Raw genomic sequence first — 22,845 nt, 5'->3', positions numbered from 1 at the left:
CCTGCCGCGGTTCTGCGCCCGCAATTGCCTGGAACAGCCTATGGGCTCAAATGCAGGACCACGTCGCGCCGATGCGGCCGGTCACGGTGCTCGAAGAGATAGATGCCCTGCCACGTGCCGAGCATCAGCCGGCCCTGGCTGACGGGAATGCCGATCGAAACCGGGGTCAGCGCCGCCTTGATGTGGGCGGGCATGTCGTCCGGCCCCTCCATCGTGTGGACGACCCAGCGCATGGACGGGTCGGAAGACGGCGGCACGAGGCGGCGGAAGAAACTGTTGAGGTCGGTCTTCACATCCGGATCGGCATTTTCCTGGATGAGCAGCGAGCAGGACGTATGGCGCACGAAAACCGTCAGCAGCCCCTCCTCCATGCCGGACCGGCGCACGAAGGCGCTGACCTGGTCGGTAAATTCGTAAAGGCCCTGGCCGCGGGTTGAAAGTGTCACTGTCGTCTGGGGCAAGGCGGTCTCCGTCGCGGTTTGTCTGCCGCGAGGTGGCGCGCCTTGCCGTCCAAGTCAATGGCAGGGATCGGATATCAAAGCCGCAGCAGTTCCTCGAACCCGCCATAGATCATGCGCTTGCCGTCAAACGGCATCTTCCACTTGTCGCTGGAAAGGCGCAGATCGGCCATCACCTTCGCATTGATCTCGTCGCGCGCCTGCCTGGATTCGTAGAGAATCCAGGAAAAGACGACCACCTCGTCTTCCTTGGCCATGACGGCGCGCGGAAAGGAGGTCAATTCGCCGTAGGGCACGTCATTGCCGAGGCACTCGACATATTCGAGCGCGCCGTATTCCTTCCAGATCGCTCCGGCATAGGCGGAAAATTCCTTGTAGGCATCGACGTTCTCGCGGGGAACGGCGACGATGAAACCATCGACGTAGGACATTGCACTCCTCCTCTTGCGTTAACGTCCGAAGGACGTTCGACGCCGGCCACATCCGACATTGCGCCGTCAATTAGCGCCGGCACCCGATGCGGCAAGGAGAGCAGGCGGTCAGCCCTGGAGGGTCTTCACCTTGAGGAGATCGGGGAAAAGCCGCGTCCACAGCAGCACGACTGCGATCGTCCCCAACCCGCCCGCAATACCCGCCGCCACCGGTCCGATGACGCCGGCAAGCATGCCGGATTCGAATTCGCCGAGCTGGTTCGACGTGCCGATGAAGAGCGAATTGACGGCATTGACGCGCCCGCGCATGTCATCCGGCGTCAGGAGCTGCACCAGCGAGCTGCGAACGACGACACTCACCGTGTCCGAAGCTCCGACGACGAGCAGCGCGACGACGGAAAGCGCAATGTTGGTGGAAAGCGCGAAAACGACCGTAGCCACGCCGAAGATCGCAACGGCCAGCAGCATCTTGCGACCGACATCCGATGTCAGCGGTCGGCGCGCAAGCACGATTGACATGGCAAGCGCGCCGATGGCGGGTGCCGCGCGCAGCATGCCAAGCCCCCATGGGCCGGCATGCAGGATATCGCTGGCAAACATCGGCAACAGCGCCGTTGCGCCGCCGAGCAGCACCGCGAAAAGGTCGAGAGAGATGGTGCCGAGCATGACCGGGCGGCTGCGGATGAAGGAAACCCCGGCAAAGACGGAGGACAGGGTTACGGGCTCGCGTTTCGACGGCGTCCACTCCATGCGGATGGAGATGACGTTGAAGCTCGCCACGGCAAAGAGCACGGCCGCGACCGCGAAGGGAACGACAGGGCTGACGCCATAGAGAAGACCGCCGAGCGACGGGCCGATGATCAGCGCCGTCTGCATCATCGAGGTCGAGGTGGCAACCGCCCGCTGAAGCATCGAGGCCGGCACGATATTGGGCAGAAGGGCCGCCATGGTCGGCCTCTCGAAGGCGACGACCGCGCCCATGATGGTGACGGCGGCAAGCATTCCGACCGGCGTAAGCCATTGCTGCCAGGTTGCGATCGCCAGCACGAGCGACGTGATCGCTTCGATGAGCTGGCAGGCAAGCCCGATCCGCCGGCGGTCGAACCGGTCGGCGACATGGCCGACCACGAAGGTCAGCACCGCCATCGGCAGAAACTGGCAGAAGCCGACAAGGGCAAGCGCGAAGGCGCTGTGCGTCTGTTCGTAGATCATCCATCCCATGGCAATCGCCACGGCCTGGAACGAAAGCGAGGAGAAGACGCGGGAGGCGGCGAAGTTCAGATAGCCGGGATGGCGCAGAACGCTGTCCCGCTCTTTCACTGTAATGTCCATTGTGCATTCACCGGCCTGCGGCCGGGCCGCAGACGCTTATAGGAATCTTATAAGAGCGGAACGGTGTTCTGCTTGAAAATGACCGATGTCAACCGGAATAAGCTGTGGCGCGCAATTGCCGCATCAATGGACGGTCTGACGGCAGCCGACCATCTCGCAGGCGGCGGCATGCAATTGGTCGCGCATGTCGAGCAGCCACATGGTCTCCCCCATCACATCGAGGATTGCCGTACGCAGGCCGGGATCGACACGATCGAGCAATTCCTGCTGCGACGTGCCGGTCGTCGCCGTACCGATCAGCAGTTTCCGCATCTGTTCGACGGAAGGAGCGGCGGAAATCTCGGCCGCATCCAGCATGTCGGGAGACGGGATACCCATCCAGGCAAGAGCCGAGCCGACGAGCAATTTGGAAAGCGCCCGGCACTGCGGGCAGGATAATTCCTCCGAAGTATCGGCGACCTTCTTCCTGAAACAGGCGATCGTCGCCCGGACCTTGCTGTCGACGGCCGCAAACATGCCGACCGCGATCACGCGCCTGGCTTTTACGGGTCGCACCACATAGACCCGCTGCCGGCCCTTGAGGGAAGCTGCAGCGCTATCCTCCTCGTCGAAACCCCGAACGAGGAAATCTCCCCTTCCCGCCAGTATTTCAAGGAGAATTAGAACATAGCCGTCGCCGGGTGCGACATCAAACTCAAGATTGAAAGAACCGTCGCCGAGGCTCTCGGCGATGCGTATATCCAATGCTTCCGAGCGAAGCTCAACCTGATCCAGTTTCATGAGCCCCCCGGCTGCATAATCCCTGCCGCGTGCAAGAATACTGCAACCTGAGGAAGTTTCATATTAACCCAATACGCTTAAACATTCGCAGGCGCTTCGCCCGGCCGCCCGCAAACAGGAAGGCGGCAGGCAACCTGTCCCTTAGAATTGCCCTGCTTCCGGCGACGAGAACTCCTCGATGGAATCCACGCGGTCCGGATAAAAAGCCATATGGTCCCGGATATTGGCGACAGCCGGATTGGGCGTCTCGTAGGTCCAGATCGCATTCCTCGAGCGTTCACCGCCGCCAGGAATGCTGTAATAGGATGCCTCGCCCTTGTAGGGACAATGGCTCGTATGGTCGCTGCGCTGAAGGAGCGACATATCCACATCCTTGCGTGGAATATACTGCACCGGCGGATAGGAAGCCTCGCGCAGCGTCAACGCATCACGCGTATCGGCAATCACGCGGCCGCCGAGCTTGACGACGATACGGGAGGGATTGTGTTCGACGGTGATCGGATGGTCCGGCCCGGGAATCTTGATCGGCTTGCCTGACATGGGGGTCATCTCCGGATTGCTATCTCTACCGCAGAGATAGGGTGCGCAAGCGGCCATCCCAAGGGGTCAGCGGCCGCCCTCCCTCGCCCTGCGAATCTCATAGGCCCTCAGATGCGCGTGGACGAGCGAGAGGATCGGCGGCCGCGTGCCGGACCGGACGATCATGTCGCCGATGATCTGGCCCGCCTCGATGCGCCCGCCCGCTTCGATATCGCGCAGCATGGACGTGGTGATGCCAGACCCGGCCATCGTCATCATGCCGCGGATGCGCTCGAGCGCGGCCGCGCCGAGCGCAAAACCCTGGCCGGCGGCCACCGAGGCGCATTCGTCGACCAGCTGCAACGCAGCGTCCGAGGCACCGGCCGCGACATAGTCGCCGATCGCCGAACGCATGAGGCAGGTCATGCCGGCGCTGGAAGCGATGAAGACCCATTTGTCCCACATCGCCTGCAGGATGTCGGCGCTCGCCTCCGCCTGGAAGCCGGCATCGGCCATAGTCGCGGCGATCGCTTCGATGCGCGGCGACAGGCCGCCGCTTCTCTCACCGAAGCTCAGCCTGTGCGTATCGTTCATGTGGAGGATGGCGCCGTCGGGCGCAATGGTCGCGGATATGAAGCAGGTTCCGCCAAGAACGGCCGCAGCGCCGAACCGGCGTTCGAGCGTATCGAGATGCGCCATGCCGTTCAGCGTCGGCAGGATCGCGGTCTGCGGCCCGACCGCCGGCGCGAAGGAGGCCATCGCATCGTCGATATCATAGGCCTTGCAGCCGAGCAGGATGAGATCGAAGCTTCCGCCGAGCCTGTCTGCCGTCACCAGCTTTGGCTGCGTCACATGCGCGTCGCCGAGCGGGCTGCGGATGACGAGGCCGTTGAGCAGCAGGCTCTCCGCCCGCTTCGGCCGCACCAGGAAGGTCACGTCCCTGCCGGCAGCCGCCAGCCTTCCGCCGAAATAACCGCCGATGCCGCCGGCGCCCACAACGAGAACACGCATCTGAAATCCGATCCCTCCGTTCAACGCCACTCGTTGAACGATCGAACCGGAGGATCGCCATTGCCGCTGCCGCGTCAAGACGAAAGAGCCGCGGAGGCGTCCGCCTCCGCGACTTGTGATCGCCTGCCTTTTACCAGCGGTCGAGGCCGAGCAGCTTGCGGCCGAGCGGCGTCAGCTCGGCGGTCTTGGCATTGTGCTTTTCCCATTCGCGCGGATCGCCCGGGAAGGCATCGCGCTTCGGATGGTCGAGCTCCCGCCACAGCCGGATGCGCTCCTCGCGCTCCTCGGCATTGTCGTATTCGGCCGGATGCATGGAGATATATTGCGCCATGCGCACGCGGTTATCCGAATGGTTCGGCCGAACGCCGTGAGCGAGCAGGGAGTTGAAGATCATCAGGTCGCCCGGCTCCATGTCGATGTTGACGACCGAAAGGCCGGTCATATCGGGATGCATCGGATCGCGATCCTCGGGCTGCGTCTTCACCCATTCCTCGAAATGCTCGAAGAGATAGGGCACGCACTGGAAGCCGCCGACATCGCCGTCCTGCTTCTTGAGGCTCAAGACACCCTGCACGCCGATCGGCAGCGGCCGGATGGACGTATCGACGTCCCAGTGGATGAAGCCGTTCGGATTGCCCTTGACCTTCTTCGGCGGGTTGAGATTGGCGCGGTCGATCGTCACCCACAGGTCCTCGCGGTCCCAGATATCGACGAACACGTCATAGACGCGCTTCTCCATCCGGTTATCCCAGAGCGCCTGGTGATTGTAGATCTCCAGCATGCCGGTATTGTTGAGCTCTTTCATCTTGTGCTCGCGCCGTTGCGGCGCATACCAGGTCGAAGGATCGTTCGGATCCTTCTCGTCAAAACGCCAGAGCACGTCCACAAGCCGCTCGACATTGGCTGCAGGAACGGCCTGACGAACGATCACATAACCTCTCGTCGTCCAGTGCTGCCAGTCCGCCTGCGAGAGCACCCGCAGCGGCAGCTTCTTCTTGATGTCCTTGAGCTGCGTCGTAACCGACGAGGCCGTCGGATGAGCGTCGCGTTTGACTGCCAGTTGCATGAGATCCTCCCATCATTTGTTCCATCCCTGTCGTTTCAGGTGATGGGGGGAGTGTAACGTCGCAGCTCGGCCGATGTTGTGCCGGCTTGGCGGATTATGATACTATTCTGGCGTCAATGACCAGAAAGGCGCCCGATGAGGCCTTATCTCGAAATCCTGCCGCGACACGCCGATTCCTCCTGGAGCATGCTGAACCGACGGCTGGACGACGCGATTCCCTTTCAATGGCATCACCATCCGGAATTCGAGCTGACCATGACGCTGAATTCCATCGGCCAGCGCTTCATCGGGGACCATACCGGGGAATATGGGGATGGAGACCTCGTGCTCGTCGGCCCCAACCTGCCACATACCTGGGTATCCCGCGCAAAATACGAGGAGGCAACGCCGCATATCGCCCTGGTTCTCTGGTTTCATCCGGACTGGATGCGCAAGGTCACCGCAGGGGCAATCGAACTCGCACCGATCGAAGCCATGCTGTCACGCGCCGACCGGGGGCTGCAGTTTTCAAAGGAAACCGCAGATGCCGTGCGCAGCGAAATCGAGGCGATCTTTTCAAAACCGCCCGCCGAGCGGCTGCTGTCCCTTTTGAACATTCTGGGACGCATTGCCGGCGACCGTCAGGCATCCGCGCTTGCCAGCGCGCCCGGCCAGAGCCCTGAACTGCAGGAAAGCCGCGAACGCATCGACCGGGTGCTCACCCACCTGCATCTTCAATATGCCCGCGCCATCCCTCTGGAAGAGCTGGCCGATATCGCCGCACTCAGCGTCTCCGGCCTGCACCGGCTCTTTCGCCGCCACACCGGCACCACCGTCTCCGACTATCTGATCCGCATGCGCATCGGCGATGCCTGCGCCCGCCTTTCCGCCACAGGCCAGCCCATCGGCCATATTGCCGATGCCGTCGGCTATGGCTCGCTTGCCAATTTCAACAGGCAATTCAGGGCGCAGACCGGCATGACGCCGCGGGAATATCGCAACGTCTTCCGCCGCGGCTGAAGCACATCGCGGCGCATGCGTCAGTTCCTGGCCGTCCTGCGAAGGCTTGCGAGCCCAAGACCGATGACGGCAGACAGGACGCAGGCGATCCCGAAAATCTGGTTGGAACCGATCGCCTCGCCGAGAGCCAGGAAGGCGAAGATGACGGCGCTTGCCGGCGCGACAGCCGTAAAGAGCGAAGCCTCCGCGCCGCTGACGCGCTCCGCGCCCGCATACCAGAGTATGAACCCGCCGACGGTCGGCACCAGCGCGTAATAGACGACCGCAAGCAAAGCGGCTTGCGAAGCGCCGCCGATATCATGATGCTCGAACAGGGCCGGCACACCGGCAACCACGAAACCGATCGCCGTCATCAGCGCCGATTGCGTCAATGGCGGGATCGCCGTGCCGAGCCGCTTGTTCAGCAGGATGAACAGCCCCTCGCAGACAACCGCGCCGAAAATCAGCATGTCACCGGCAAGAGACCCGCTGCCGGCACCCGGCGAGAAGACGATGGAAAAGACGCCCGCCGCCGCAAGGCCGATCGCCAGAAGCAGGAAGCGTTGCGGCCTCTCGCCGAGGACGAGGATGGAGATCGCCGCCGAGACGACCGGCAGGGTACCGATGATGACGCCGGCATTGGCCGCCGACGTCAGCGACAGGCCGGAAATCAGGAGCGTCGTGTAACCGACGCTCCCCGCCCCCGCCTGCGTGACGAGGATCAGCCAGTCCCGCCCGGAAAGCCGCGGCAGCCGCGACCTCGTCCAGTGCATCAGAAACAGGAAAAAGGGGAAGGCCGCCGCAAAACGCAGCGCCGTTGCCGTAAAGGGCGGCAGCCCGGACGCGATGACCTTGCTGGCGACAACGGTACTGCCGACCGTCGTCATGGCCAATGTGAGATAGATGTAACCTTGAAATTGCCTGCTCATCTGCCGCTCCTTTCGAGACGGCGGAAACAAACAGGCCGAAAGGCCGCGGGTCTTGAACGAAATTGCAGGGGGTCAGGAATGGCCGCGCGCATAGGCGCCGGGCGTCAGCCCATAGCGGCAGACGAAGGCCCGCGTCATATGGCTCTGGTCGGCAAAGCCGCTTTCGGCAGCCGCCTGCGCCAGACCCGCACCGCCGGCAATCAGCCGGCGGGCAAGATGGACGCGGGCCTGAACGAGATAGGCATGCGGCGTAAAACCCGTCGCCCTGGCAAAGGCGCGCAGCACCTGAAACCGGCTGAGCCCGCTTTCGCGCGCCAGGTCGGCAAGCGAGATTTCCGCAGCCGGATCGTCATCGATCAGGCTGCGGGCGTGAACGACGGAGCGCGGCGCCGGCGCCGGCTCCTCCTGCATTGCCGCCTCCCGCATCGTATCGGCAATGACCGACAGCAGCAGCTCCTCGCAGCGCAGCCGCTCCCCTTCGCCGGTCACGGCGAAGAACAGCGCGCGGAACCGGTCGGCGAGCCGTCCGTCATGAATGACGGGGCGCGGAATTTCCGAACGGCCGGCGCTGTCTTGCGCCACGTCGCGCGCAAGGCCGTCCATGACGGCGGGATCGAAATAGAGAATGCTCCAGGACCGCGCCTCGCCGATCGGCGCGCCGTCATGGACCTCGTTCGGATTGACGGTGATGAGATCGCCGGCTTCCGCTTCCACCATGCCGCGCCCGCTCAGCGATTTCTGCGCGCCGGAGAAGATCAGGCCGATGCCGAACTGCTCATGCGTATGGCGTGCGAAACGATGGCCCGATGTCGCCACCACCGCTTCGACGCCCGCCACGGACGAGCGCAGCATCCTGAACTGACCGGCTGCCATGACAATCTCCTTTGCCGCCGACATTGCCAGCCAGCGGCAAGCCGGGCAAGGGATCAGAAGAACTCGTCGAGAAGCTGATAATATTCGATCCTCTCGGGATCGATGATCGACAGGCCGTAAGCATTGAGAAACGGGCGCACCAATTCCTCGCCGAAATTATAGACGACGCTATGGCAGGCGAGCGCGATGTCCTGGTAACGGTCGGCGACACCCAGGCGGCAGCAATCGACATAACCGCCAAACCGGCCGCCCGCAGCCATGAAATTCGGCAGGCAGGCATCGCCATGGGCAACGACGAGATTTTCGCTTTCCGGCCGCAGCCGCTGCAATTCGCCGAAGAGGAAGAAGGCGCTTTTGCCCAGCCGCTTTTCGTCGAAGTCCGTCTCGTCGACGAGGCCGGCCCGCATGCGCGCTTCGGCGGCCGCGAGGCGTTTGTCCAACCGATGGTCGAATGGACAGGCGTCGATATCGAGGCTGTGGAGAGTGCTGAGCGCCGCGGCGAGAATTTCGACGCGCTCTTCCGGCAACAGCGTCGCGGCGGTGACGAGATCGGCCCCCGGCAGCGCCGTCATCAGGAGAAAACTGCGTTCGCCGTCGCTCTCGAGGGCGATAACCTCGGGGCAAGCGAGGCCCTTGCCGGCAAGCCAGACAAGCCTGTCGGCCTCGTCGGCGAGCTCGCAGAACGGCCCCGCCTCCTCGACCTTCAGATAAAGCCCGGGACGGCCCTGAGCTTCCAGGCGAAAGACACAGGCCGAAGAACGGCCGAGAGCATCGCGCCGCCATTCATAGCCGCCAAGGTGGCTGCGCACCGAAACCGGAAGTCTGCCATCCTCCTGAAGCGGTATGACCATGATGATCCTGTTGAGGAAAAGAGCTCCCTATTGGGGCTCGCGCGCGGGCGCCTTAGTGGAAGGTTTCGGCCGGCGCGCTTTCCAGAAGAATTTCGAAAGCCTCTTCCAGAGCGGCGACCAGAATGTCGGTCAGCTCGTCTGCCTTGTTTTCCAGAAACATCAGGCTGACGGCTTCTTCCTGGCGCTCGAAAAAATGCTCGATCTCGTTCGACATGTCATGTGTCCCTTCGCTACCGTACCATAACGGTCATGCGAGAACGATAGAGACGGTTCCTTGCGCGTGGCTTGTTGTGAAGCGAGACACTCCACCAGGGCTAATCTGCCGGGAAGCGCCGGCTTTTCCATTGGCTTCTCGGAACCACATCGCCGACATCATAGGCAAAGGATACGACCTTCGTGGCATCACTGTCGACCTCGCAGCGAAACCTTACGTTGTACCATTCATTTCCATTTTTGAAGGCCCCGCCTTTCGCGTCAAGCACATTCCCCGCCGAAAGCCGGAAAGAAGGCAGCCAACGTGGGTTGTACTGCGCCGACGAGTGAATCAGTTGTTGTCTTAGCTCAGTCTGACAAAGCTGATCGATACGGTCACCGCGCGAAAGGTTCCTCATCGCCGTCTTGATGGCTGGATCGGACGTAATCTCTTCCGAAAACAATGTCCGCGCTTTGGCGAGTTGATCTGCTTCCTCGGCTTTCACATCGGTTTGCGACGATACCTTGGCTTCTTCCAACGGTTTCGCCGTCTCGAAATCTGTCTTGGCCTCGGTGCTTCCCGTAGACGCGGGGCCATCCTTTTCGGGATTGGCTTCCGCGGTTTCGACCTGCGGCAGACTGATATCCTCCGGCACTGGATTCGTTGAAGAGCTCTGCTCGGCTACTCTAGTTTGATCCGGCTTTGACGGCTCAGTGGAAGGTTTCTCCGCCTGCCTTACATCGCTGACAGACTGCTTCGGCGCCCGTGCCTGCTGCGGTGGCCCAGACTCGCGCTGGTTCGGTACAGTATCCTTTTCCGCAAATTCAAACACGGTAGGCGACATCTTTGGCTGAGACGGCGGACGCCTTGCAGGTGGTGGCGGAGGCGGAGGCGGCGGCGGCTCAGCCTTTGCCTGTTCCTTGGGCTTCTCTTCCTCTTTCTGCTTCTCCTCCGGCTTCTTCTCCTCCGGCGGCGGCACGAGTTCCACCTTCACGCTCTCGTCTTCGGCGGGTTTCGGCTGGATCTCCGGCAGGCCGAATATGAGAAGCGCGACGATGGGCACATGCACCAGCACGGACGCGACAACGCCCCAGCGAGCGCGAGGCTCCTGGTGTTGCGTCTCGTGATCGGTATCCGGTTCGACTTCTTCTTCTGTCACAGCAGCGATGTGGCCTTTAAAACTGGCAGCATCAAGCCACAAATGGAAAAAACCTTGTGATGATGGCCTTCGCGACCGGTAGCAGCAAGCTCACTGGTCGGCTTCGCCGTCCTCGGCCACCAGATTGTGTTCCTGCCACAGGTCCTTCGGAATGGCATCGCCAATCGCAAAGGCAAAGGCGGTGACAGTCTTCCCTGCGGGATCCACCTCGCAATGGAAGCGGATATTGAACCAGTTCTTTTTGCTGCGGAAAGCCCCGCCGCCCACCTCGATGCTGTTGCCCCTCACCGTCTCCGGCTTCATGGCATAGGGCGCAACGAGATCGGGCGCGGAGCCCGGCCGGGAGCGGCTGACCTGCTCCAGCGCCTCGAGATTGCAGAGTTGCAGATTGCGCTCGCTGGCCGACAGCGTGGCGATAAGCTGACGCGCCCTGCGGCTGCGCGGACTGGCAAGCGTCTTGCCGGAGAAGAGTTCCGTTGCCTGTACCAGCTGCTGGACAGCTGAGGCCGGAGGTTTCGGCAGCGCCGGCAAGGCGGGCGGAACCTCTCGCGAAACCGTCTCGGGTGCCGTTGCGGGAGCGGTGGGAGCAGCCTGTGCCGCGACCGAATTTTTCCCCTCTGCGGGGTTCGGCGGTGGCTGGGCCGCAGGCGGCGCAGCTGGAGCGACGGCGACGGGCGGTGTCACCACCTCGACATCGATACTGTCCTCCGGCGGAGCTCTGATCGGCACCACGTCGGGCAGAAAGGCGAGCAGGATCGCGATGACGGCAAGATGCAGCGCGAGCGACGCCGGCCACGCCGGATCGATCTTTCCTCTCTGCAACAGGCCGGAATGTTCCATCGAAGGCAAGTCCATGCTCTGGGTTCAAGGCACAGCGACACTGACAGCGCTGCGAGGCAGCCGCAACGCTCTCTCTGGCTCGTCACCAGTTATCGGCCATCCTGATCTATGCGAGCGACGCGATGATGTCGCGATAATTCACTTCCGGAAATGCCTTCAAGGTTTTCGTGCGCACGTTGCCGCCCATGCCGAGCGACAGCGTAAACCGCGCCATGACCCGGTCGTCGGGCGCCTCGCAGACAGCCACCATGTCATATTCGCCCATGGTGAGATAGAAGCGCTCGAAGGAGCCGCCCATGCTGCCGAGCAACGCCTTTCCCGCATCGAGCCGCTTGGCGGAATCCTTCACGCTGCGGATTCCCTGATCCGTCCAGTTTACCATGAGAATGTAAGTGGTCATGTTACACCTCCCGGCGGAGGCCATGTTCCGGGCAGGCATGTGAACCGTTCGCATGCCGCGACCGCTCCCTTCCCCCGCGCCCGGATTATAGGCGTGTCACCACAGCGCGACAACAAGATCGGCGCCATCAATCCGGCTTAGCAATAGCCCGAAAGGCTCATCTGCAACCGTTCCGACCAAAGAAAAACCCGGCCAGCGCGGGGCTGGCCGGGTTCCGATTTTCCTATCCGTCGAAGCCTTAGCTGTCGAGGAACGAGCGCAGCTTCCTGGATCGGCTCGGATGCTTGAGCTTGCGCAGCGCCTTCGCCTCGATCTGGCGGATACGTTCGCGCGTGACCGAGAACTGCTGGCCGACTTCTTCGAGCGTATGGTCGGTGTTCATGCCGATGCCGAAGCGCATGCGCAGCACGCGCTCTTCGCGCGGCGTCAGCGATGCCAGAACGCGGGTCGTCGTCTCGCGCAGGTTCGCCTGGATGGCGGCGTCGATCGGCAACAGCGCGTTCTTGTCTTCGATGAAATCGCCGAGATGCGAATCTTCTTCGTCACCCACAGGGGTTTCGAGCGAGATCGGCTCCTTGGCGATCTTCAGGACCTTGCGGACCTTTTCGAGCGGCATGGCGAGCTTTTCGGCCAGTTCTTCCGGCGTCGGCTCGCGGCCGATTTCATGCAGCATCTGGCGCGAAGTACGAACGATCTTGTTGATCGTTTCGATCATATGCACCGGAATACGGATCGTGCGGGCCTGGTCGGCGATCGAGCGGGTGATCGCCTGGCGAATCCACCAGGTCGCATAGGTCGAGAACTTGTAACCGCGGCGGTATTCGAACTTGTCGACCGCCTTCATCAGGCCGATATTGCCTTCCTGGATGAGGTCGAGGAACTGCAGGCCGCGGTTCGTGTACTTCTTGGCGATGGAGATGACGAGGCGAAGGTTCGCTTCGACCATTTCCTTCTTGGCGATGCGCGCTTCGCGCTCGCCCTTCTGCACCATATGCACGATGCGGCGGAATTCCGAGATCGAAATGCCGGTTTCCGTCGCGAGGTTCTGGATCTCCTGGCGGATGTCGCGGATCGTCGTGTTTTCGCTCTTGGCGAATTCCTTCCAGCCGCGGGCGGCCAGATTGCCGATCGACTTCATCCAGTTCGGATCGAGTTCCGCGCCCTGGTACTGTTCCAGGAAACTATCGCGCTTGACGCCGTAGGATTCGGCCAGACGCAGCAGGCGGCCCTCGTTCTGCACGAGGCGCTTGTTGATGTCATAGAGCTGCTCGACCAGCGCATCGATGCGGTTCTGGTTGAGCGACAGCGACTTGACGGCCTTGATCAGTTCGTCCTTGAGTTCCTTGTAGCGGCGCTCCTGGGCGGAAGACAGCGTGCCGGTGGCGGCAAGGCGCTGCTCGACCTGCTGGTCCTGCAGCTTGCGCAGCTTCTTGTAGGTCTCGGCGATGATGTCGAGCGTTTCCATGACCTGCGGGCGAAGCTCGGCTTCCATCGCGGCGAGAGAGAGGTTGGATTCGTCCTCGTCCTCTTCTTCCTCTTCCGGAGGCATGCCTTCGCCGCCGACATCGGTAATGTCGTCGTCACCGGAGCGGGCGCGGCGGGTCTTTTCCTTTTCCTCGGCAGCCTTGCGGTCGGCCTCGATCTTCTCGGGGCTCTGGAACTGCGGGGCAGCCTTGGCTTCCGGGCCGGAATAGGTGGTTTCGAGATCGATGATCTCGCGCAGCAGCGTCGTGCCTTCGTTGAGTTCGTCGCGCCAGATAATCAGCGCCTGGAACGTCAGCGGGCTCTCGCAGAGGCCTGCGATCATCGTTTCGCGGCCGGCCTCGATGCGCTTTGCGATGGCGATTTCGCCTTCGCGCGACAGAAGCTCGACGGAGCCCATTTCGCGCAGATACATGCGCACCGGATCGTCGGTACGGTCGGTCGGTTCTTTCTTCTTGGCGGTCGCAAGCGCGGTGCCGCCGGAAGGCGCAAGTTCGCCGCCCTCGCCGTCCTCGTCGCCCGAGCTGTCGTCGTCGTCACCGCCGGAAGCGCCGGCTTCCTCGGCCTCTTCGTCCTCGATCACGTTGATGCCCATGTCGGAGAGCATCGCCATCGTGTCTTCGATCTGTTCGGACGTCACTTCTTCGGAAGGCAGGACGGCGTTGAGCTCGTCCATCGTCACATAGCCGCGCTTCTTGGCGGCCTTGATCATCTTCTTGACCGCGTCATCGGAGAGATCGAGAAGAGGGCCGTCGCTTGCGCCGTCGCGTTCGACTTCCTGGTCTTCGTTCTCTTTGACCTTCGTTGCCATTTATATCGTCGCCTTCCTGACGCTATTCATACTCGCTGCGGTGAATGGCCGCCTCGTGGCCCGGGCGTGCGCGCCGGCCTCGAATCACCTATACCCACCTAACGGGATGACATTTAAAGCCTGATTAACCACGATCGTCGGCATCGGACAGCAAAATTCAATTGCCATTGGATTTCCGGCCATGGTTGTGCGATCCGCCTTGACCCAGTTCACCGCTCAAGTCGAACGGTGATTCCCACAAAATTTGTTCTCGTCAAGCTTTTCCAGAAAAAAAGCCACCGAAAACCCGGAAAAAGCCTTATCCACAGGCTTTGAACCGCGCCAGCGATTGCGTTGCTTATCTAGTATGTCACCGGCAAAAGACAAGGCCTTTCGGATGATCATCGGAATAACCTGATATCGTTACCGTCACATGCCATAGATTCTTAGCAAATCGCCAACATGGGTTGCAAAAATAAAACGCACACCATTATGGAGAATGCCGGTGACAAGGATCATGACATCATGATCCACGGCCTTCCCAATGGGTGGGGCTTCCTGCGGAACAAACACCGGCTGTGGGACTGGACGGACGGCTGTATTGCCGTCACCGACGAGGAGATGCGCGGTCTTTGGGCGCGTGTTCCAAATCACACGCCCATTGAGATCATGCCCTAACGAGATTGCCCGTCATAGGCGTTTACCTTGAGCGCCGATAGATCGAGCGCCGGAATGCAGCGCAGATTGACGGAAGCCATCTCCATGCCATTGGGCGCCTTCGCCTCGCCGAAGGGTGCAATACCACACTTGGCGCAGAAGTGATGTTTGATGGCATGCGTGTTGAACGTATAGGTCGACAGGTTTTCTTCCGGCACGGTCAGCTGCAACTTCTCGCGCGGCACGAAGCCGAGCAGACCGCCGCGCCGGCGGCAAAGCGAACAGTTGCAATCGAGCGCTTCGGTGAACGCGCCTTCCACCGTGAAGGCGATATTGCCGCAATGGCAGCTTCCCTCGTATTTCATTCCTGTCTCCTCACATCCAATCCATCACGACCTTGCCGGAATTGCCCGACCGCATTGCCTCGAAACCATCGCGGAACTCGTCGATCTTGATGCGATGAGTAATCACCGGCGAGAGGTCGAGGCCGCCCTGCACGAAGGCAATCATCTTGTACCAGGTCTCGAACATCTCGCGGCCATAGATGCCCTTGAGGTTCAGCATCTTGAAGATGACCTTGTTCCAGTCGATCTCGAAACCGGCAGGCGCAATGCCGAGAATGGCGATCTTGCCGCCATTGTTCATCTTGTCGATCATGTCGCGGAAAGCAGGCGCCGCCCCCGACATTTCAAGCCCGACATCGAAGCCTTCGGTCATGCCGATCGATTTCATCACATCGGCAAGGTTTTCCTTGGAGGCGTCCACGACATGATCGATGCCGAGCTTGCGGGCGAGATCGAGCCGGTTCGGGTTGATGTCGGTGATGACGACCTTGCGCGCGCCGGAGCGCTTGGCGACGAGCGCGCCCATGATGCCGATCGGCCCCGCACCCGTCACCAGCACGTCCTCGCCGACGAGGTCGAAGGAAAGCGCGGTGTGAACGGCATTGCCGAACGGATCGAAGATCGCCGCGATCTCGTCGGGAATATCGTCCGGGATCGGCACGACATTGGCTTCCGGAATGCAGACGAACTCGCCGAAGGAACCCGGCCGATTGACGCCGACGCCGAGCGTATTGCGGCAGAGATGGCCCCTGCCCGCGCGGCAGTTGCGGCACTTGCCGCAGACGATATGGCCTTCGCCGGAAACGCGTTCGCCGACCTTGTATTTGGTCACAGCAGAACCGATCTCGGCAATCTCGCCGCAGAATTCATGGCCGACGACCATCGGCACCGGAATGGTTTTCTGCGCCCACTGGTCCCAGTTCCAGATATGCACGTCCGTGCCGCAGATCGCCGACTTCTTCACCCGGATCAGCACGTCGTTCGGGCCGACGTCCGGCACCGGCACATGTTCCATCCAGAGGCCGACTTCGGGCTTCGCCTTGACCAGCGCTTTCATCATGTTCGACATCGTTTTTCCCTTTGGCTTTCACCGAGGCCAACCCTCCCCTTCTCCCCCGCGGGGAGAAGGTGCCCGAAAGGGCGGATGAGGGGGCCACATGGCACACCGTCACTTGCTTTTTAGATCACACCAAGTTCGCGGCCGGCTTCGGCAAAGGCGGATATTGCGCGCTCCACATCCGCCTTCGAATGCGCCGCCGACATCTGCGTGCGGATACGCGCCTGCCCCTTCGGCACGACGGGGAAGGAGAAGCCGATCACATAGACGCCCTTCTTCAGCATCAGTGCTGCCATATCCTGCGCCAGCTTGGCATCGCCCAGCATCACCGGAATGATCGGATGCCCCTCGCCGGCAAGCGTGAAGCCGAGCTTGGTCATTTCGGAGCGGAAGAGTGCCGCATTGGCAGACAGCCGTTCGCGCAGCGCATCGCCGTTTTCAATAAGGTCGAACACCTTCAGCGAGGCGGCCGCAATGACCGGCGCCAAAGTGTTGGAGAAAAGATAGGGGCGCGAACGCTGCCGCAGCCATTCGACGATTTCGGCCTTGGCCGACGTGTAGCCGCCGGATGCGCCGCCGAGCGCCTTGCCGAGCGTGCCGGTGGTGATATCGACCCGGCCTTCGACACCGCAATGTTCCGGCGACCCGCGGCCATGCTTGCCGACGAAGCCAACCGCGTGGCTGTCGTCCACCATGACCATCGCATCGTATTTTTCCGCGAGATCGCAGACACCCTGCAGATTGGCGATGATGCCGTCCATGGAGAAGACGCCGTCGGTCGCGATCATCTTGAAGCGGCTGCCCTCGGCCTTCTTCAGCTCTTCTTCCAGCGCCGCCATGTCGTTATTGGCATAGCGGAAGCGCTTAGCCTTGGAGAGGCGCACGCCGTCGATGATCGAGGCGTGGTTCAGCGCGTCGGAAATGATCGCATCCTCTTCGCCAAGCAGCGTCTCGAACAGGCCGCCATTCGCGTCGAAACAGGAGGAGTAGAGGATCGTGTCATCCATGCCGAGGAAGGAGGAGATGCGCGCCTCGAGCTCTTTATGCTCCTCCTGCGTGCCGCAGATGAAGCGCACCGAGGCCATGCCGTAGCCATAACGGTCGAGCGCCTTCTTGCCGGCTTCCGCCAGTTCCTCATTGTCGGCAAGGCCGAGATAGTTGTTGGCGCAGAAATTCAGCACACGCTCGCCCGAGGCGACGGCGATCTCGCCGGCCTGCTTGGACGTGATGACGCGCTCGGACTTGTAAAGGCCGGCATCCTTGAGCGAGGCGAGTTCCGATTGCAGGTGGGAGAGAAATGCTTTTGTCATTATAGACCCCTTTTCCCAAAAACGTCCTCCGTTGGGCGCTGCAATTAGCACAAAGCAAGTGCAGATGTCGCCGATCCGGTACGAAAAATTTTTCGGACTCCGGGCTTGGCCGCCATGGAATTGATATGAATATTCGAAAGGACATCCGCATGTTCAAAAGGAGTATCGTTGCGGCCTTTATATTCGTGAGCAGGAAGTCGATGCGCCTGCGGGCAGGCTGCAGCGTTTAACCGAGGCAGCGACAAAGACCGGAGCCGTCGCCAACGCGCGCACGCACGCCACGGCCCGCCGCTGCACGAACAGCTTGCGCGCGCAAAATAGCCAGCGGATGCGACAGGGCCGATCTCAAGGGTCGGGACCGTCGCCGATCTCCACAAGGCCGAAACGCTCCTGGATGGGCAGGATCACCTCAGGCGTTGTCGCTCCGGCCCGCTCGAGCTCCATGAAGAAATGCTCGAAACCGCCAGGCGTCACGAAACTCATCATCCGCCCCATGCGGTCGCTGACGTTGCGCCAGTGATGCGGCACGTTCGGCGGCAGGACCACGACGGCGCCAACCGGAGCCTCGATCATCTCGCTGCCGCACCAGAACCGGTAGCTCCCCTCGATGACGCGAAAGACCTCCGTCTCGCGCGTATGCATATGCCGCGACGGGCCGGTGCCGGGCGCGGAAAAGGTCTCCCAGATGCCGTAGGCGCCTGCGGTTTCCTCTGCCGTCGCATGAATGAAAATCTGCCCGCCATGCGGATGCCTGGCAATCCGCTCGCGTCCGGGTAGTGACGCCACCGCTCTGTCGAAATGCGCCATCGAACTTCCCCCAAACTCTGGCGCGAATTTTAGCAGAGATCTCGAACGATTGCAGCGGAAGATATATGCAACCGCGCTAATCGTCATGGGAGAGGATAATATCGAGGAAGGCGTCCCCGTAGCGTTCGAGCTTCGACTGGCCGACGCCGGAAATGCCGAGCAATTCCTTGCGGCTGCGTGGCCGCTCGGTGGCAAACGCGATCAGCGTCGTATCGGGGAAGACGACATAGGGCGGCACGCCGAGCGATTTGGCGATCGACATGCGCTCGGCCCGGAGCGCCTCGAAAAGCGCGCCGTCAGCACCGGAAAGACCGGTTCTGCGCTCCGCACGCTCGGTTTTTTTCGCCCTGCGTTCGGACGGCGGACGGTCCTTGCGAAAGAACACTTCGCGTTCGCGCTTGAAAACCGCACGCGCCTCCGGCTCCAGCTTCAGGGCTCCGAAAGCCTCGTGATCGACACGGATCAGCCCCATTGCCATCAGCTGGCGATAGACCGACTGCCAGGTACGGACGGGAATATCCTTGCCGGCGCCGAAAACAGGCATGTCGACATGGCCGAAGCGCTCGGTCTTTTCATTCACATTGCCGACAAGCACGTCGATCACATGACCGGCGCCGAAACGTTCGCCGGTGCGATAGATCGCGGCCAGCGCCTTGATCGCCGCTTCCGTCCCGTCCCAGGTCTCGACCGGCTTCAGGCAGGTATCGCAGCCGCCGCATTTGCCGCCATGCGCCTCGCCGAAATGCGCCAGGATCGCCTGCCGCCGGCAGGATGCCGTCTCGCAGATCGCCAGCAGCGCGTTGAGCTTGCTGCGCTCGATGCGCTTGATCTCGTCGGCCGCATTGCCCTCGTCGATCATCCGCCGGCGCTGGATCACGTCCGCCATGCCATAGGCCATCCACACTTCCGAAGGCAGGCCGTCGCGTCCTGCGCGGCCCGTTTCCTGGTAATAGGCCTCGACCGAACCCGGCAGATCGAGATGGGCGACGTAGCGCACGTTCGGCTTGTCGATGCCCATGCCGAAGGCGACGGTCGCCACAAGGCAGAGCTCTTCCTCCTTCAGGAAAGCGTCCTGATTGGCGTCGCGCAGCGCCCGGTCCATGCCGGCATGGTAGGGCAGCGCCCGGATGCCCTGCGTGTTCAACCAGTCGGCCGTCTCCTCCACCTTGGCGCGCGACAGGCAATAGACGATGCCGCTATTGCCTTTATGGCCGGAAAGGAAACGCAGGAGCTGCTGGCGCGGCTGGTCGCGTTCGACGATCTCATAGGAAATGTTCGGCCGGTCGAAGCTCGTCGTGAAGACCGCGGCATTGTCGAGCATCAGCCGCTCGATAATGTCCTCGCGTGTATGCGGATCGGCCGTTGCCGTCAGCGCGATGCGCGGCACGCCGGGATATTGCTCGGCAAGCTTGCCGAGTTCGCGATATTCCGGCCGGAAATCATGGCCCCATTGCGAAACGCAATGGGCTTCGTCGATCGCAAACAGCGCGATCTTCGTATTGCCGATGATCTCGCGGAAACCGTCCATCAGAATCCGCTCGGGCGTCACGTAAAGCAGGTCGAGCTCGCCGGAGGAAATGCCGCGGCGGATCGCGACATATTCCTCGCGCGAAATGGAGGAATTCAGCGCTGCCGCACGAATGCCGAGCTGCTTCATCGCCTCCACCTGATCGCGCATCAGCGCAATCAGCGGCGAGACGACGATACCGAGACCCGGGCGGCAAAGGGCCGGGATCTGGAAGCAGAGCGACTTGCCGGCGCCGGTCGGGAAGAGCACCACGGCATCGCCGCCGGCAACCACATGTTCCACCACTTCCTGCTGCCGACCGCGAAAGGCGGAATAGCCGTAGACGCGCTTCACCACGTCGAGCGGCTCGGCCGCGCCGGCAAACAGCGCATCGGAGGCGGAGAAGGATGCTGCGTTCCGATCGGCCTGCGACATCAGTGGCTCGCAGCGCCCTTGACGCGGCCGGAGAGCACACCGAAACCATCGATGATGGCTTCCTGGTTTTCAAGCCTGAGCGCTTCGTAATGCACTTCCTGCGAGGCGCGCATCAGCCGGTCGATCTCGGCATCGTCGCCGGCCTCCGTCGCCTGTGCGATATCGCGCTCCAGCTCGATTTTCTGCCAGCGCAGGTCCTTGGCGCGCTTGTGGAAGGCGAGTGCCTGGCGATAGCCCTCGCGCGCATCCTCCATCGCCGCCTCCTCGGTGGCCGTCCACAGCCGCGCATTGCGCACCTGCTGATCGAGGTTCTTCAGGAGCGGCCCGAAACCGGCGACATCGAGACATTCCATCAGATAGTCGCGCGTCAGATGCGGCCCGGCAACGACGGCCGCCGCCCCCAGCATCGCCGACCAGAGCTTCTGCAGGTCGCGATTGTCGAAATCGATCGCGGCGATCTCGTCGTAATCGTCGAGCATCAAGGCAGGGTGATTGATGACGGTGAGCGCCAGCACGCATTCTCTCAGCGCCGCATTGTCCTGATGGCCGCGCACGAGCCCCGAGCGGGTCAGACGGTCCGACGCGGCAACGGAGGTTCGCCCCCCGCCGGGACCGGCGCCCTTCTGGCCGCGGAAACTGCCGCCGCCATTGCCGCCGAAACTGCGCCTTTCGCTGCCGCCGCGGTTCTGGAACTGCGGCTGGAAGAAGCTGTTCAGCCGGTCGCGCATGTCCTGCTGGTAATGGCGCCGCACGTTCTCGTCGGCAATGACGGCGACGAGCTGGCGCAGCCGCGCTTCGAGTTCTGCGCGCGCTTCCGGCGTATCGAATTTTCCGCTGCGCGCTTCGCGATCCCAGAGCATTTCCGAGAGGGGCTTGGCCTGCGCCATCACCTTGTCGAACGGCGCCCTGCCCTCGTGCTTGACGAGATCGTCGGGATCCTTGCCATCCGGCAGCAGCGCGAAACGCACGCTGCGTCCCGGCTTCAGATGCGGCAGGGCCAGGTCGGCGGCGCGGTTGGCGGCGCGAATGCCGGCGCCGTCGCCGTCGAAGCAGAGCACCGGCTGCGGCGTCATCTTCCAGAGCAGGTCCAGCTGGTTTTCCGTCAGCGCCGTGCCGAGCGGCGCCACGGCGTTTTCGACACCCGCCTGATGCAGCGCGATGACATCCATATAGCCTTCGACGGCAATGATCGTGCCCTCGCCGTTCGCCCCCTGCAGCGATCGGCGCGCGCGGGCGAAATTGTAGAGCACGTTGCCCTTGTGGAAGAGCTCGGTCTCGTTGGAATTGAGATATTTCGCCGGCGCATCCGGCGACATGGCCCGGCCGCCGAAGGCGATGACCTTCTCGCGCGACGACAGGATCGGGAACATGATGCGGTCACGGAACCGGTCGTAGGACACCGGCACATTCTCGTGCACCACAAGGCCGCAGGCCTCGATCTGCTCTTTGCTGACACCCTTGCCGGCCAGAAATTCCTTCAGCGCATTGCGGCTGTCAGGCGCAAATCCGAGCCGGAACGTCTCGATGGTGCGCCCCGTCAGCCCGCGGTCGCGCAGATAGGCCCGCGCCTTTGCGCCATTGGCCGCCTGCAACTGGTCCTGAAAGAATTGCGTCGCCATTTCCATGACGTCGAGAAGCGAGGTGCGCTCCTTCTCGCGCTTCTCCATCTGCGGATCGGCAACCGGTATCGGCACGCCGGCCATATCGGCGATCGTCTGCACCGCCTCGGGAAAGCTCAGGCCTTCGAGTTCGGTCAGGAAGCGGAAATGATCGCCGGTCACGCCGCAGCCGAAGCAATGGTAGCGGCCCTTGCGATCCTCGCAGTGGAAGCTCGGCGACTTTTCGCCATGGAACGGGCAGCAGGCCCAGTAGTCGCCGCGCGACACGTTGGTCTTGCGCTTGTCCCAGCTCACGCGCCGCGCAATCACGTTCGAAATGGGAACGCGGTCGCGGATATCGTCCAGGAAGGTGGGGGAAAAGCGCATCTCTACCTCTTGCAGAGCCTCCATATAAGCAGCTTTGTCGCGCCGCGCCACGAAACTCTGCGGCAAATCCCGCTTTTCACAGGGGCGGAGACACTGTCAAAAACGCCAGCCAAAGCCACTCAACAACACGTTATCGGACCCTGGCAGGGGGTGCGACATTTTTGACATTTTCCAATTTCCAGGTGGTCTGAAACATCCTTTTCCCGAAAAGGGAAACCCCGAAAAGATAAAGTAAAAACAATTTATTAGATTGCATGTGAACAGAATTTCCGAAGTGCTGCGCCGAGCGCCAAATTCGCAACCGGAAAGGCCGAATCCGGGATTATTATATTTTTGTAATTTGAATAAGCCGAGGGCCGGCCATAAGTTCGATCTCAACAGAGCGATCCCCAAGCGAGGCACCATCCCTACCCCCGGCGCCGCCTCGCAAGGGTGCCTTTGCAAATACCCGCCGGCTTGGGTTTCAACCCTGCGTCGCTGACGGAAGCAAAGAGCAAGAAGGCAGGAGCGCCCCCAGCTCCTGCCTTCTTAATTTTTGGGCTTAGCGCTGCGCCTTTATTGAGTTTTACCTTACCAATTAACCCCTAAAATACAAAAGCATTGACACTTCCAACAGGCGTGGCAAATGAATGCGCGAAACTCCTGGACAGT

The 22,845-nt window shown here is 61.8% G+C and carries 22 protein-coding genes and 1 pseudogene; 2 read left to right on the top strand and 21 right to left on the bottom strand.

Annotation, left to right across the window (positions count from 1 at the left end; genetic code table 11):
• Positions 1-38 precede the first annotated feature (38 nt).
• The 7 genes from ACU8HS_RS16290 to ACU8HS_RS16260 form a co-directional block, all read right to left on the bottom strand.
• Entirely contained in the window at positions 39-461 is a 423-nt protein-coding gene (locus ACU8HS_RS16290; protein WP_112703882.1) for a secondary thiamine-phosphate synthase enzyme YjbQ, read from the bottom strand.
• Positions 462-535: 74 nt separating this feature from the next.
• A complete protein-coding gene (locus ACU8HS_RS16285) occupies positions 536-889 on the bottom strand; it encodes a DUF1428 domain-containing protein (RefSeq protein WP_112703883.1) in 354 nt (117 codons plus the stop codon).
• A 108-nt stretch (positions 890-997) separates the two neighbouring features.
• Positions 998-2,221 carry an MFS transporter gene (locus ACU8HS_RS16280; protein WP_113412190.1) on the bottom strand — a complete coding sequence of 408 codons (1,224 nt, stop codon included), beginning with the start codon at positions 2,219-2,221 and terminating at the stop codon, positions 998-1,000.
• A gap of 123 nt (positions 2,222-2,344) precedes the next feature.
• On the bottom strand, positions 2,345-3,001 hold the full coding sequence (locus ACU8HS_RS16275; RefSeq protein WP_112564592.1) for a hypothetical protein: 657 nt from the start codon (positions 2,999-3,001) through the stop codon (positions 2,345-2,347).
• A gap of 141 nt (positions 3,002-3,142) precedes the next feature.
• Positions 3,143-3,541, bottom strand: a complete 399-nt coding sequence (locus ACU8HS_RS16270; protein ID WP_112703886.1) for a DUF427 domain-containing protein — start codon at positions 3,539-3,541, stop codon at positions 3,143-3,145.
• Between the two features lie 66 nt (positions 3,542-3,607).
• Positions 3,608-4,531: a ketopantoate reductase family protein gene (locus ACU8HS_RS16265; RefSeq protein ID WP_447014703.1), complete on the bottom strand. Its 924-nt coding sequence runs from the start codon at positions 4,529-4,531 to the stop codon at positions 3,608-3,610.
• A 130-nt stretch (positions 4,532-4,661) separates the two neighbouring features.
• Complete coding sequence (locus ACU8HS_RS16260; protein WP_112703888.1) at positions 4,662-5,597, bottom strand: phytanoyl-CoA dioxygenase family protein; 936 nt, start codon at positions 5,595-5,597, stop codon at positions 4,662-4,664.
• 135 nt (positions 5,598-5,732) lie between these two features.
• On the opposite strand from ACU8HS_RS16260, the gene ACU8HS_RS16255 reads away from it, so the two are divergent.
• The gene (locus ACU8HS_RS16255; RefSeq protein WP_377310482.1) at positions 5,733-6,596 is read left to right on the top strand and encodes a helix-turn-helix domain-containing protein; all 864 of its coding nucleotides are present in this window, start codon (positions 5,733-5,735) and stop codon (positions 6,594-6,596) included.
• Positions 6,597-6,616: 20 nt separating this feature from the next.
• Here ACU8HS_RS16255 and ACU8HS_RS16250 read toward each other — a convergent pair whose 3' ends face one another.
• The 8 genes from ACU8HS_RS16250 to rpoD form a co-directional block, all read right to left on the bottom strand.
• Complete coding sequence (locus ACU8HS_RS16250; RefSeq protein WP_447014702.1) at positions 6,617-7,504, bottom strand: DMT family transporter; 888 nt, start codon at positions 7,502-7,504, stop codon at positions 6,617-6,619.
• A 72-nt stretch (positions 7,505-7,576) separates the two neighbouring features.
• Entirely contained in the window at positions 7,577-8,377 is an 801-nt protein-coding gene (locus ACU8HS_RS16245) for an AraC family ligand binding domain-containing protein (RefSeq protein WP_447014701.1), read from the bottom strand.
• 53 nt (positions 8,378-8,430) lie between these two features.
• On the bottom strand, positions 8,431-9,228 hold the full coding sequence (locus ACU8HS_RS16240) for an APH(3') family aminoglycoside O-phosphotransferase (RefSeq protein ID WP_447014700.1): 798 nt from the start codon (positions 9,226-9,228) through the stop codon (positions 8,431-8,433).
• Between the two features lie 52 nt (positions 9,229-9,280).
• Complete coding sequence (locus ACU8HS_RS16235; protein ID WP_183740999.1) at positions 9,281-9,442, bottom strand: hypothetical protein; 162 nt, start codon at positions 9,440-9,442, stop codon at positions 9,281-9,283.
• A gap of 100 nt (positions 9,443-9,542) precedes the next feature.
• Positions 9,543-10,622 (bottom strand): DUF930 domain-containing protein, encoded by a 1,080-nt coding sequence (locus tag ACU8HS_RS16230; RefSeq protein WP_112756694.1) that lies wholly within the window; start codon positions 10,620-10,622, stop codon positions 9,543-9,545.
• Between the two features lie 48 nt (positions 10,623-10,670).
• The gene (locus ACU8HS_RS16225) at positions 10,671-11,420 is read right to left on the bottom strand and encodes a DUF930 domain-containing protein (RefSeq protein ID WP_447015914.1); all 750 of its coding nucleotides are present in this window, start codon (positions 11,418-11,420) and stop codon (positions 10,671-10,673) included.
• Between the two features lie 106 nt (positions 11,421-11,526).
• Positions 11,527-11,820, bottom strand: coding sequence for a GYD domain-containing protein (locus ACU8HS_RS16220; protein ID WP_112564573.1), 294 nt, complete (start codon positions 11,818-11,820; stop codon positions 11,527-11,529).
• A gap of 238 nt (positions 11,821-12,058) precedes the next feature.
• Positions 12,059-14,113 carry an RNA polymerase sigma factor RpoD gene (rpoD, locus tag ACU8HS_RS16215; RefSeq protein WP_112564571.1) on the bottom strand — a complete coding sequence of 685 codons (2,055 nt, stop codon included), beginning with the start codon at positions 14,111-14,113 and terminating at the stop codon, positions 12,059-12,061.
• 498 nt (positions 14,114-14,611) lie between these two features.
• Here rpoD and ACU8HS_RS16210 point away from each other — a divergent pair.
• Positions 14,612-14,770: pseudogene (locus tag ACU8HS_RS16210) on the top strand (L,D-transpeptidase family protein); the annotation flags it as partial.
• Here the strand turns inward: ACU8HS_RS16210 and ACU8HS_RS16205 are convergent.
• From ACU8HS_RS16205 to dnaG, 6 genes are all read right to left on the bottom strand, one after another.
• Positions 14,767-15,114: a GFA family protein gene (locus ACU8HS_RS16205; protein WP_112564567.1), complete on the bottom strand. Its 348-nt coding sequence runs from the start codon at positions 15,112-15,114 to the stop codon at positions 14,767-14,769. The pseudogene ACU8HS_RS16210 and the gene ACU8HS_RS16205 overlap by 4 nt on opposite strands.
• 10 nt (positions 15,115-15,124) lie before the next feature.
• Positions 15,125-16,162: an L-threonine 3-dehydrogenase gene (tdh, locus tag ACU8HS_RS16200; protein WP_112564565.1), complete on the bottom strand. Its 1,038-nt coding sequence runs from the start codon at positions 16,160-16,162 to the stop codon at positions 15,125-15,127.
• A 110-nt stretch (positions 16,163-16,272) separates the two neighbouring features.
• Entirely contained in the window at positions 16,273-17,460 is a 1,188-nt protein-coding gene (locus tag ACU8HS_RS16195; RefSeq protein ID WP_112756690.1) for a glycine C-acetyltransferase, read from the bottom strand.
• A 345-nt stretch (positions 17,461-17,805) separates the two neighbouring features.
• The gene (locus tag ACU8HS_RS16190; protein WP_447014699.1) at positions 17,806-18,267 is read right to left on the bottom strand and encodes a cupin domain-containing protein; all 462 of its coding nucleotides are present in this window, start codon (positions 18,265-18,267) and stop codon (positions 17,806-17,808) included.
• A 76-nt stretch (positions 18,268-18,343) separates the two neighbouring features.
• Positions 18,344-20,209, bottom strand: coding sequence for a DNA helicase RecQ (gene recQ, locus ACU8HS_RS16185; protein ID WP_447014698.1), 1,866 nt, complete (start codon positions 20,207-20,209; stop codon positions 18,344-18,346).
• A complete protein-coding gene (dnaG, locus tag ACU8HS_RS16180; protein WP_112756736.1) occupies positions 20,209-22,194 on the bottom strand; it encodes a DNA primase in 1,986 nt (661 codons plus the stop codon). Before dnaG ends, recQ begins: the two co-directional genes overlap by 1 nt.
• Positions 22,195-22,845: the final 651 nt, after the last annotated feature.

This window comes from Rhizobium sp. KDH_Rht_773_N (genome assembly GCF_052946295.1).
This window is presented reverse-complemented; position numbering and strand designations above follow the sequence as displayed.

Bases quoted from the DNA above. Each gene is read 5' to 3' on its own strand.
- ACU8HS_RS16285 (WP_112703883.1), bottom strand. From the start codon at position 889: ATGTCCTACGTCGATGGTTTCATCGTCGCCGTTCCCCGCGAGAACGTC.
- ACU8HS_RS16280 (WP_113412190.1), bottom strand. From the start codon at position 2,221: ATGGACATTACAGTGAAAGAGCGGGACAGCGTTCTGCGCCATCCCGGC.
- ACU8HS_RS16275 (WP_112564592.1), bottom strand. From the start codon at position 3,001: ATGAAACTGGATCAGGTTGAGCTTCGCTCGGAAGCATTGGATATACGC.
- ACU8HS_RS16270 (WP_112703886.1), bottom strand. From the start codon at position 3,541: ATGTCAGGCAAGCCGATCAAGATTCCCGGGCCGGACCATCCGATCACC.
- ACU8HS_RS16265 (WP_447014703.1), bottom strand. From the start codon at position 4,531: ATGCGTGTTCTCGTTGTGGGCGCCGGCGGCATCGGCGGTTATTTCGGC.
- ACU8HS_RS16260 (WP_112703888.1), bottom strand. From the start codon at position 5,597: ATGCAACTGGCAGTCAAACGCGACGCTCATCCGACGGCCTCGTCGGTT.
- ACU8HS_RS16255 (WP_377310482.1), top strand. From the start codon at position 5,733: ATGAGGCCTTATCTCGAAATCCTGCCGCGACACGCCGATTCCTCCTGG.
- ACU8HS_RS16250 (WP_447014702.1), bottom strand. From the start codon at position 7,504: ATGAGCAGGCAATTTCAAGGTTACATCTATCTCACATTGGCCATGACG.
- ACU8HS_RS16245 (WP_447014701.1), bottom strand. From the start codon at position 8,377: ATGGCAGCCGGTCAGTTCAGGATGCTGCGCTCGTCCGTGGCGGGCGTC.
- ACU8HS_RS16240 (WP_447014700.1), bottom strand. From the start codon at position 9,228: ATGGTCATACCGCTTCAGGAGGATGGCAGACTTCCGGTTTCGGTGCGC.
- ACU8HS_RS16235 (WP_183740999.1), bottom strand. From the start codon at position 9,442: ATGTCGAACGAGATCGAGCATTTTTTCGAGCGCCAGGAAGAAGCCGTC.
- ACU8HS_RS16225 (WP_447015914.1), bottom strand. From the start codon at position 11,420: ATGGAACATTCCGGCCTGTTGCAGAGAGGAAAGATCGATCCGGCGTGG.
- ACU8HS_RS16220 (WP_112564573.1), bottom strand. From the start codon at position 11,820: ATGACCACTTACATTCTCATGGTAAACTGGACGGATCAGGGAATCCGC.
- rpoD (WP_112564571.1), bottom strand. From the start codon at position 14,113: ATGGCAACGAAGGTCAAAGAGAACGAAGACCAGGAAGTCGAACGCGAC.
- ACU8HS_RS16205 (WP_112564567.1), bottom strand. From the start codon at position 15,114: ATGAAATACGAGGGAAGCTGCCATTGCGGCAATATCGCCTTCACGGTG.
- tdh (WP_112564565.1), bottom strand. From the start codon at position 16,162: ATGTCGAACATGATGAAAGCGCTGGTCAAGGCGAAGCCCGAAGTCGGC.
- ACU8HS_RS16195 (WP_112756690.1), bottom strand. From the start codon at position 17,460: ATGACAAAAGCATTTCTCTCCCACCTGCAATCGGAACTCGCCTCGCTC.
- ACU8HS_RS16190 (WP_447014699.1), bottom strand. From the start codon at position 18,267: ATGGCGCATTTCGACAGAGCGGTGGCGTCACTACCCGGACGCGAGCGG.
- recQ (WP_447014698.1), bottom strand. From the start codon at position 20,209: ATGTCGCAGGCCGATCGGAACGCAGCATCCTTCTCCGCCTCCGATGCG.
- dnaG (WP_112756736.1), bottom strand. From the start codon at position 22,194: ATGCGCTTTTCCCCCACCTTCCTGGACGATATCCGCGACCGCGTTCCC.